This is a genomic window from Colwellia sp. D2M02 (genome assembly GCF_018860755.1).
GTDB classification, from domain to species: Bacteria; Pseudomonadota; Gammaproteobacteria; order Enterobacterales; family Alteromonadaceae; genus Colwellia; species Colwellia asteriadis.
Genome location: NZ_JAHKPW010000090.1, coordinates 1 through 9,825 on the forward strand (window position 1 = coordinate 1; position 9,825 = coordinate 9,825).

Here is a 9,825-nt window from a genome sequence, read left to right on the forward strand (position 1 = left end):
AGGCTTCTTTTTGGCTGAACCCCTTGGAACTGGAGCGCATTATAGAGAGCTAACTTGAATGCGCAAGGGTTATTTTCATTTTAATGACTGTTCGCTGATAATTACCACGAATTGAGCATTTAACCAGCCATTTATTTCTTTTTGGTCTACCTTTTACTTATATAGTGTATAAATTGCATAATTTTTACGCCTGAATAGTTGCACATTAGAAAAAGCTCGGTAACATAGAATTGCTATTTAGAGTTATCCAACTATATAAAAATATACAAATCGTATTTCTACAATAATAATTAGGTATCCATTTATGAAATCTCCTCAACTAATCACAGTGATCATTGCTGCAGCTTTTGCAGTTATCGCTTATGTCCTTACAATTGCTTTATCTCCTGTAACGCCTGTGTTAATCGCAGCCATTGCCTTTGTTAGTGCTTTTGTTGCTCCTTTAATTGGTGGTGCAACATCATCAAGCACTTCTTCGACCGGGAATACTGGTCTCCCTGCTAATGAAGATGTGAAAACTCTTTATGTAGGTAATTTACCTTACCGCGCAAATGAAACCACTGTAAGAGAATTATTTGCTGACTACGGTACTGTGCTATCAGTACGTTTAATGAAAGATAAACATACCGGTAAACGTCGTGGTTTTGGTTTTGTTGAAATGGCAACTAAAGATTTAGATGTTGCGATTTCAGCATTGAATGATACTGAATTTCAACAACGCACTTTGAAGGTACGTGAAGCGAAAGAGCGTCCTGAACGTAGCGAGTAAATTTAAACACAACCATAAGGTTGTCATTATATAAAAGGCCGTTAATAGTAATATTAACGGCCTTTCTTTTTATTTTGTCTCGCTCTGAATATTGCTTTATACGTTATATGAGCTGACTACTTAGCTTTACTGGAAATCTATAACTGCTCAAGTATATTGTGCCAACGTGTTAATTGCCCTTCTAATGTATGACTAGGTTGAGCTATAAAGTCAGCCTTAATAATGGCATCATAAAATTTATTAATATTACTTTCAGCTGGAGAGAGTAATTGCTCTGCTTGCTGTTGCAACTGCTGGAACTGTTTCATAAAGTCGATAGCAGGTTTAAGTTGTTGGGCTAACCCTTTACGCTTATCCGTATTATCTACACTTGCTTCACTCTGATTATTCGCAACTTCGGAATACTTTTGACTTACTGATGTTTGCTGAGTTAGGTTCATGCTAAAGCTAGCAATTTGTGAAGACTCAACATTAAGCTCAGTAGCCTTTTCAAAGGCCTTTTCAATATCTCCTGTAAAGAATTGATGTTGAACCTCCCTAACCTCTTCAATTAATTGGCCAAGCGCTGCTTTTTCATCATCATTTAAATCTCCTTCTACGCTATACGAAAAATTACGTTCGCTGTAAAAAGTTTGTTCGACTTGGTAACTATTTGATGATGATTGCTCATTAATGTTTTTTCCTTGGGAAGCACTAAAGTCAATATTGATACGATCCCCTTCTGCAGTGACAATACTTACGCTACTGGTTTGAGACTTAGAAATAGATGACTCGTTAGTAGATAAAATATTTTCTATTGCTTCTTCTGGCGCAAATACCTGCTGATGTAACTCATCAATTTTTGTATTAATAAGATCTCTGCTTTTCTCGATACCTGTTTCTATATCTTCTGTTAACGATTCACTATCTTTTAGCACTTCAAGTGCATCGCCAATTCCTTGTTCCACGCCAGATCGCGCTTGATCAAATAACTCAGTGAGCTTTTCATCACCGACATCTCTTGATTTAGCGGAGAGAATTGTCGAACCAATAAAAGCCATGACATTTTTAGCCACTTCTTCAAAGTCAAATAACGAGCCTGCACTTTCTTGCTCTGCTTTCGCTAAATCTATATCTGCGAGGTTTTGATTACGAGTAATAGCGGTATCATTGGTTGATGAAGAAAAATGAGAGAAAATTGATTGATACATTACTTTTGCGGCAAAGCCACTTTTGCCTAAACTTTTAATCGCTTGCAGATCAAATATTGCCCGACCTTTTCCAGTGTGGCGAATAGGTTCGTTGCCTTGCTCTGCTATACTAGTTTGGTTTTTACTCTTAAGGCTGTCAGCTCGATTAGGTATAGTTCGCTGATTAATAGAGTGTAGTAGATCGTTTAACTTTGTCATAATGCTGCCTTAATGTGAATTAACCCTAAAGTTAATAGCTCAGTCTATATTAGCTTATCGGCAACAATGTACAAAAGTTAAGCAATAAAAGTTGGCTATATTGTTATACATTACTTGATTAGTGTTCAATGCACATTAAGGCTAGACAAAAATCATCGCGATAGTAGAATTCGCGCTGTTATCTCTTTATCACTCTATTTCAAAAGGCAATACTATGTTTAGTCATATCCACCCCGATAATTACCCTGAGCAGTTATCAAACAAACAACAAGATATGGCCGAACTGTTTAGTCACTTTACTATGCCTGTTGCCGAAGTTTATCCATCACAGCCGCTTAATTACCGTCAACGTGCTGAATTTAGAGTGTGGCATCAAGGTGATGATCTTTATTACATTATGTTTAACAGTGAAACTAAAGAAAAGTTTCGTGTTGATGACTTTCCCGTTGCTAGCGAATTAATTAATAAAGCAATGAAAGGTTTAATTACTGCAATTAAAGATAATCAAGACCTGAGATATAAACTGTTTCAAGTAGATTTTTTATCGACTTTAAGTGGCGAGCTATTAATTAGTTTACTTTACCACAAGCCTTTAGAAAAAAGTTGGGAGCAAGCTGCGAAAGCACTTAAAGTAGAGCTCTCTGCAATTGCTCCTGTGGATATTATTGGAAGAGCTAAAAAGCAAAAAATTATTGTTGATAAAGATTACGTTATGGAATCACTTAACGTTGGCAATAAAACATTCATTTACCAGCAAGTAGAAAATAGCTTCACACAGCCTAATGCGCAGGTAAATGAACAAATGTTATTGTGGGCACAACAAGCAACTAAAGACTCAACAGGTGACTTAATTGAGCTGTATTGCGGTAATGGTAACTTTAGTATTGCACTTGCTGAAAACTTCACACGTGTATTAGGGACTGAAATATCAAAAACATCAGTTCGCTCAGCGCAAATTAATATTGAGAAAAACGGCATCGATAATATCGATATTGTAAGAATGTCGAGTGAAGAGTTTAGTCAGGCAATGAATGGTGAACGTCAATTTAGACGTTTAGAGGGGTTTGACCTAACCGCTTATAATTACGATACCGTATTAGTAGATCCGCCAAGAGCGGGTTTAGATAAAGATAGTGTCGAGCTCGTTAGACGCTTTGAAAAAGTAATTTACATTTCATGTAACCCTGAAACGCTCAAAGAAAATTTAGCTTTATTAACAACTACGCACAAGGTAGATAAATACGCGTTATTTGATCAGTTCCCTTATACCCACCATATTGAGGTTGGTGTAATACTAACTAAAAAATAACTATCAGCAGATATAAAAGTGATTTTTGCAAAAATAAAGCAGGCTATTTCTTACCTGCTTTACGTCTATCACTTAACTCCGCGGCGCCACGAGCAATAAATCTTAATTGCTGAATGGTTTGTTGAGCTAATTGTTCACGCTCATTTTTATCATCAATATCTAATGCGTCAGACCCCGCGCTAAAAACAATAGTTACCGCAGCATTCGCTTGCATGTAGGCAACTTCGGCATCAAGTTGGTTAGCTTGTTGTAAATAGTCACGCAACTCCATAGTAAAGTAACGAATTTCACGAATTACCGCAGCACGAAATGCCGCAGAAGTTCCTGAACGTTCACGCAATAATAAACGAAAAATATTACCGTTACTTTCAATAAGTTCCATAAATGTTTGTACCGATATTTGAATAACCGAGCCACCTTTAGCAATACGCTGTCTGGCTTGGCGCATAAGTTGTCGTAACGTTAATCCTGCTTCATCAACTAATGTTAGCCCTAATTCATCCATATCAGAAAAATGTCGATAAAAAGACGTTGGCGCTAAGCCAGCCTCTTTCGCTACTTCTCGTAAACTTAAATTAGAAAAACTGCGCTCTGCACTGAGTTGGTTTAAAGCCGCATCAATTAATAGCCTGCGAGTTTTTTCTTTTTGTTGTGCTCTAACACCACTCATAGTGATTACTCTGTTTACAAAATATCGAATTAATAGCAATTATCATACTGTAATAATGACAACTTGTCAGTTGGCTCTTTTCTAAAGAAATTTACAGAAGGTACTTGACTGGACCGACAAGAAAGCTAAACTACCATAAACAGCGTACAAGTGTACGCTTAAATGTGAAGATTTATTAAAATTCGTAAAACTCAAATTGCACAGTGAAATTTAACCACAATAGCTGTCGTTAATTTATTAAAAGAGAACCTAATGAAAAAACCCGCTATTATCTGGCTGAATGTTACTATTTTTGCTGTAACCTTTTTATTTGCCGCTATTGTTGTACCTTACAGAGCTATAACACATGGTTTTGATATAACAGAAATAACCGCTGCTATTGTTTGTTTTATCTATTGCGGCATGTCAATTACCGCAGGTTATCACCGTCTTTGGGCTCACAAAGCCTACCAAGCACATTGGAGTTTACGACTCATTTTTGCTTTAGGTGGTGCATTCGCCTTGCAAAATAGCATATTACATTGGTCATCTGATCATCGTGTTCATCACAAGCATGTCGATAATAATGATAAAGACCCCTACTCGGCTAAAAGAGGTTTTTGGTTTTCTCATATCGGTTGGATGTGCAGAAGATACCAAGAAGATCGCTACAGTGATTACACTAACGTTCGCGATCTTAAAAAAGATGGTATTGTTATGTGGCAGCACAAGTACTATGTACCACTCGCGTTACTGATGAATTTTGGTATTCCTATCGCTTTTGGTTTATGGCATGGCAATATGATTAATAGCTTGTTATTACTGGGCGTATTTAGACTTGTTATGAATCATCACACCACTTTTTTCATTAACTCGCTAGCACACATTTGGGGTAAGCAAACTTACACCGATAAAAACACGGCACGCGATAATGGCTTTTTAGCTTTGTTAACCTTTGGTGAGGGTTATCATAATTACCACCATATTTTTGAAAACGATTACCGCAACGGTATTCGTTGGTGGCATTTCGACCCAACTAAGTGGCTAATAAAAAGCTGCCAATGGCTAGGGCTAACAACTAAGCTACGTACAGTTTCAGAAGACAAAATAGAAAAATCGCGACTAGCGATGACATTAAAGCAAACAAAAGCAAAATTAATTACTTGTCCTAATGCTGAGCAAAGTATTGCGTACTTACAACAAGAGTATGATGTATTAATTAAAAAATTAAATGCTTATTATCAAGTGAGAAAGGCACTTATTGCTGCTAAACGTGAGCAAGTGATTGCCGATGTTGAAAAGTCAGAGCTGATGACTCAATACCAAGAGTTAAAAGATCGTTTAGTTGAACAACGTAAAAGTTGGCACTTATTAACGCAGAAACTTGCTTAACATCAACAGAATAGATTAACTCTATTACCATTTCCCTCAATTCCTGCTAAAATTTTTGTATCATGCAGGACTTGAGGTATATCTTTTGGCAAAAACTAATTCTAAGAAAAATAATACGCCGATCACTTTTGACTACGACGTAATTATCATTGGCACAGGCCCTGGCGGTGAAGGGGCAGCAATGAACCTAGCCAAGCATCAAAAAAAGGTCGCGATTATTGAGCGCTACCATGAGGTAGGTGGGGGTTGTACTCATTGGGGCACAATTCCTTCTAAAGCGCTTCGTCAATCGGTTAGCCGACTCATTGAATACAATGCAAACCCGTTATTCAGTCAGAATAACCAAAGCAAGCAACTTACTTTTCAAGATATTCTTAGTCATGCCTCTGCGGTTATTCGCAAACAAGTTAATTTACGTAGTGGCTTTTATCATCGCAATCACGTTGAACACATTTCAGGTGAAGCATCGTTTATAGATAAAAATACAATTAATATTTTACGCCCTGACGGTTCAACTGAAATCATAACTGCCGAAAAAATTGTTATTGCCACAGGTTCAAGACCTTATCGTCCAGCCGATATCGACTTTAAACACCCAAGAGTGTACGACTCAGATAGTATTTTATCGCTAAGTCATGCGCCTAACCACGTCATTATTTATGGTGCTGGGGTTATAGGCAGTGAATACGCTTCAATTTTTAGAGGCTTAGGGGTTAAGGTGGATTTAATTAACACCCGCGATCGCTTACTTTCATTTTTAGATGCTGAAATGTCTGACTCTTTAAGTTATCACTTATGGAATAACGGTGTTGTTATTCGTCATGGTGAACAAATAGAAAGTGTGGAAGCGACCGACGATGCTGTGGTTGTGCATTTAGATTCAGGCAAAAAAATGCGCGCTGATTTACTGTTATTCGCTAATGGTAGAACAGGTAATACTGCGGATTTAAATTTGCCTGCTGCTGGATTAAAAGCCGATGGTCGAGGACAGCTGAAAGTTAATAGTGGTTACCAAACAGAAGTTGATAATATATATGCCGTTGGTGATGTTATTGGCTACCCTAGTTTAGCAAGTGCGGCCTTTGATCAAGGGCGTATTGCTGCTTTGTCTATGCTCGACAATACTAGTAACGCGCAATTAATTGTCGACATACCGACAGGTATTTATACCATTCCAGAAATTAGTTCAGTAGGTAAAACGGAACAAGAGCTAACCGAAGCAAAAATTCCTTACGAAGTTGGCCGCGCTCAATTCAAGCATTTAGCAAGAGCACAAATATCCAATAACTTAGTTGGCTCTTTAAAAATTCTTTTCCATAGAGAAACCAAAGAAATTTTAGGAATTCATTGTTTTGGCGAGAACGCTGCTGAAATCATTCATATTGGACAAGCGATTATGCAGCAAAAAAATGGCGGAAATACCATCGAGTACTTTGTTGAAACCACTTTTAACTACCCAACAATGGCTGAAGCATTTAGGGTAGCGGCATTAAATGGTTTAAATCGCCTTTTCTAACCGTTAAATAATAGTAAAAATTTCGACGTTGCTTAATGTGATAGAAGCTCTTTTCATAATAAGCAACGTATATCCAGCTACTAACGACTTAACATTATGATGAAATTGATATTATTGCTTGTGAGCTTATCTTTTAGTTTGAGTGCTTATAGTGATAACGACTTTTCATTATATTTAGTTCGTCACGCGGAAAAACAAAGTGATAAAGATAACCCTTCGCTAACCTCATGCGGCCTATTTCGAGCAAAACAATTAGCCACTATGCTCAGCGAAACTGGTATTAACAAAGTTTACAGCACTTCCTACCAGCGTACTTTACAAACAGCTACTCCATTCGCAATGCAAAGCAACCTTAGCGTTAAGCACTACAGTCCGAAAAATTTAGCCGACTTTGCTTTTCAACTAAAACAGCAGCAACAAAGTAGTCTTATTGTTGGTCATAGTAATACCACACCTAAACTGGTTGAGTTATTGACGGGTAAAAAAGTGGCTAAATTGAGCGAAGATAATTACCAAATGCTTTACCAAATTCAGTTTATTAACAATGAAATGATATTGACGGTATTAAAACAGCCACTGCAATGTAAATAGCTTCTATAAATAAAGTACAGATACTTACAACAACTACTCTACAATACCTTTATTTTGAGTATCCTTGCCTAATGTAACAACTTCAAAATCAGTAATATTAAACACTGTACCCCACTGCACGGTTGTCATCATATCTTCGATGGGTTTGCCTTTAACTTTTAATTTAGTTCCTTTAACTTGATACTCTTTAGGTAAATTAAGAGGTAATAAATTATCTCCATTTAGTGTTACTAAACCGTAAAAGCCACCTTCAAAGTCATTAAATATAACAGTAACTTGCTGCCATTCATCCTTGGCATCCTCACTTATTAACGCTTGATGCTGGCCGGCTTTAAGCTGAGCAGTATTTTGATTATTCATTATTGCACTTTCCTCATTGGAGCATGAAGATAAAAGTACTCCCGCCATTACAGCAGCCAACCAATAACGTTTTTTATCCATAGTTAACACCGAGTAGTTTACCTATAAAAAGACCACGCTTTATTAAAGCATGGTCTTAAGGTTAATTCTAATAATAAGCACTATAACTCATATTAAAACTTGGTTTATAGCGCACTAATCAAATTAGTTTACATGATTAGCTCATATAATTTTCAGGCATTTCGAGTGCTGCAACACCTGAATCAACGGCTGCTTGTGCTACCGCTTTTGCAACAGCAGCACATAACCTAGAGTCCATTGGTTTAGGAATAATATAATTTTTACCAAAAGTTAACTCAGTTGTACCACTGGCTTGTAAAACCTCTTGCGGTACAGGCTCTTTTGCCAATGCTCTTATCGCATGGACTGCTGCAATTTTCATTTCATCATTAATAGTACGCGCACGTACATCTAGTGCACCACGGAAAATGAACGGAAAGCATAAAACATTATTTACCTGATTAGGATAGTCAGAACGACCCGTTGCAATAATGACATCATCTCGTGCGGCGAGCGCCAATTCTGGTGTGATTTCAGGGTCAGGGTTTGAACAAGCAAAAATAACAGGATTATCCGCCATTAATTTAACTTGTTCTGCACTTAATAAGTTAGGTCCTGAAACCCCAACAAAAACGTCAGCTCCAGTGATGGCATCATCTAAAGTACGCTTATCAGTATTATTAGCAAAGAGCTTTTTATATTCGTTTAAATCATCTCGACGCGTATGCACAATACCTTTAGTATCTAGCATATAGATTTTTTCACGTTGTGCACCACACTTAATTAACAGCTCCATACAAGCAATTGCTGCTGCCCCAGCTCCTAAACAAACAATATTTGCTTGCTTGATATCTTTGCCTTGAATATCTAACGCATTCATCATGCCTGCAGCAGTTACAATAGCGGTGCCATGCTGGTCATCATGAAATACAGGAATCTTACAACGCTCAATAAGTGCCTTTTCTATCGCAAAACATTCTGGGGCTTTAATATCTTCTAAATTGATACCACCAAAACTATCGGCAATGTTAGCAACAGTGTTAACAAAGTCTTCAACTGTTTTATGTTTAACCTGGATATCAAACGAGTCAATGTTGGCAAAGCGCTTAAATAATAGTGCTTTACCTTCCATCACTGGTTTAGAGGCCATTGGCCCCAAGTTACCTAAACCTAAAATTGCAGTACCATTTGAAATAACCGCAACGGTATTACCTTTTGCAGTATATTTATAAACATCATCAGGGTTAGCCGCTATTTCTCTTACAGGCTCAGCAACACCTGGACTATATGCCAGTGACAAATCTTCACTTGTTTCAGCTGCGGTAGTAAGCGCAACACAAATTTTTCCTGGTGTGGGTAAAGCGTGATAATCAAGTGCTTGCTGACGAAAATCAGTCATAAATGTTTCCTAATGCGTTAGTTTTGTTGTGGATAAAAGTATAGACGTATTTTTATTGTTATTTATTTCTACAAAATCAATGGTATTGCAATCAACTAAGGAAATACAAGGTTGTTTAACTATATAAAATTGCTAGCGGCTATATAGAATGTAAGCTTATTAAGACTTAAACACACATTAATATTATAAATATTGACTATTTCCGGCTAAATATTCCGTCAGTAAAGGAGGAAGGTTACCTCTTGTGTTTAGAACGGTAGGAATAAGCAATAACTTACTCAGATAAGTGAAATAAATGGTGAGACTTTTTAACGCTTTGTCTTTAAAAGGTAAGTGAATAAATAACCACTCTGATGAATTTATTATCTCGGGTGGTTATTTAACCTGAGCTC

At 37.1% G+C, this 9,825-nt stretch carries 9 protein-coding genes; 5 read left to right on the plus strand and 4 right to left on the minus strand.

Translation table 11 applies throughout. The features are described from left to right. Window positions 1-304: 304 nt before the first annotated feature. A complete protein-coding gene (locus KO495_RS16915) occupies window positions 305-769 on the plus strand; it encodes an RNA-binding protein (RefSeq protein ID WP_215981588.1) in 465 nt (154 codons plus the stop codon). A 137-nt stretch (window positions 770-906) separates the two neighbouring features. Here the strand turns inward: KO495_RS16915 and KO495_RS16920 are convergent, their stop codons facing one another. Next, the gene (locus KO495_RS16920) at window positions 907-2,157 is read right to left on the minus strand and encodes a DUF5610 domain-containing protein (protein ID WP_215981589.1); all 1,251 of its coding nucleotides are present in this window, start codon (window positions 2,155-2,157) and stop codon (window positions 907-909) included. A 214-nt stretch (window positions 2,158-2,371) separates the two neighbouring features. Between KO495_RS16920 and trmA the strand changes: the two genes are divergently transcribed. Further along, entirely contained in the window at window positions 2,372-3,466 is a 1,095-nt protein-coding gene (gene trmA / locus KO495_RS16925) for a tRNA (uridine(54)-C5)-methyltransferase TrmA (RefSeq protein ID WP_215981590.1), read from the plus strand. Window positions 3,467-3,509: 43 nt separating this feature from the next. Here the strand turns inward: trmA and fabR are convergent, their stop codons facing one another. Then, the gene (gene fabR, locus KO495_RS16930; protein WP_215981591.1) at window positions 3,510-4,136 is read right to left on the minus strand and encodes an HTH-type transcriptional repressor FabR; all 627 of its coding nucleotides are present in this window, start codon (window positions 4,134-4,136) and stop codon (window positions 3,510-3,512) included. Window positions 4,137-4,388: 252 nt separating this feature from the next. Between fabR and KO495_RS16935 the strand changes: the two genes are divergently transcribed. The 3 genes from KO495_RS16935 (at window position 4,389) to KO495_RS16945 (ending at window position 7,614) form a co-directional block, all read left to right on the plus strand. Next, window positions 4,389-5,507: a fatty acid desaturase gene (locus KO495_RS16935; protein WP_215981592.1), complete on the plus strand. Its 1,119-nt coding sequence runs from the start codon at window positions 4,389-4,391 to the stop codon at window positions 5,505-5,507. A gap of 85 nt (window positions 5,508-5,592) precedes the next feature. Further along, window positions 5,593-7,023 (plus strand): Si-specific NAD(P)(+) transhydrogenase, encoded by a 1,431-nt coding sequence (gene sthA / locus KO495_RS16940; protein ID WP_215981593.1) that lies wholly within the window; start codon window positions 5,593-5,595, stop codon window positions 7,021-7,023. Window positions 7,024-7,119: 96 nt separating this feature from the next. Next, the gene (locus tag KO495_RS16945) at window positions 7,120-7,614 is read left to right on the plus strand and encodes a histidine phosphatase family protein (protein ID WP_215981594.1); all 495 of its coding nucleotides are present in this window, start codon (window positions 7,120-7,122) and stop codon (window positions 7,612-7,614) included. A gap of 33 nt (window positions 7,615-7,647) precedes the next feature. Here the strand turns inward: KO495_RS16945 and KO495_RS16950 are convergent, their stop codons facing one another. Further along, entirely contained in the window at window positions 7,648-8,055 is a 408-nt protein-coding gene (locus KO495_RS16950; RefSeq protein ID WP_215981595.1) for a hypothetical protein, read from the minus strand. A 136-nt stretch (window positions 8,056-8,191) separates the two neighbouring features. Further along, a complete protein-coding gene (locus KO495_RS16955) occupies window positions 8,192-9,433 on the minus strand; it encodes a malic enzyme-like NAD(P)-binding protein (RefSeq protein ID WP_215981596.1) in 1,242 nt (413 codons plus the stop codon). Window positions 9,434-9,825 lie beyond the last annotated feature (392 nt).

What these genes read in the sequence shown, in the direction of transcription:
- KO495_RS16915 (WP_215981588.1), top strand. Translation starts at nt 305, where the DNA reads ATGAAATCTCCTCAACTAATCACAGTGATCATTGCTGCAGCTTTTGCA.
- KO495_RS16920 (WP_215981589.1), bottom strand. Translation starts at nt 2,157, where the DNA reads ATGACAAAGTTAAACGATCTACTACACTCTATTAATCAGCGAACTATA.
- trmA (WP_215981590.1), top strand. Translation starts at nt 2,372, where the DNA reads ATGTTTAGTCATATCCACCCCGATAATTACCCTGAGCAGTTATCAAAC.
- fabR (WP_215981591.1), bottom strand. Translation starts at nt 4,136, where the DNA reads ATGAGTGGTGTTAGAGCACAACAAAAAGAAAAAACTCGCAGGCTATTA.
- KO495_RS16935 (WP_215981592.1), top strand. Translation starts at nt 4,389, where the DNA reads ATGAAAAAACCCGCTATTATCTGGCTGAATGTTACTATTTTTGCTGTA.
- KO495_RS16945 (WP_215981594.1), top strand. Translation starts at nt 7,120, where the DNA reads ATGATGAAATTGATATTATTGCTTGTGAGCTTATCTTTTAGTTTGAGT.
- KO495_RS16950 (WP_215981595.1), bottom strand. Translation starts at nt 8,055, where the DNA reads ATGGATAAAAAACGTTATTGGTTGGCTGCTGTAATGGCGGGAGTACTT.
- KO495_RS16955 (WP_215981596.1), bottom strand. Translation starts at nt 9,433, where the DNA reads ATGACTGATTTTCGTCAGCAAGCACTTGATTATCACGCTTTACCCACA.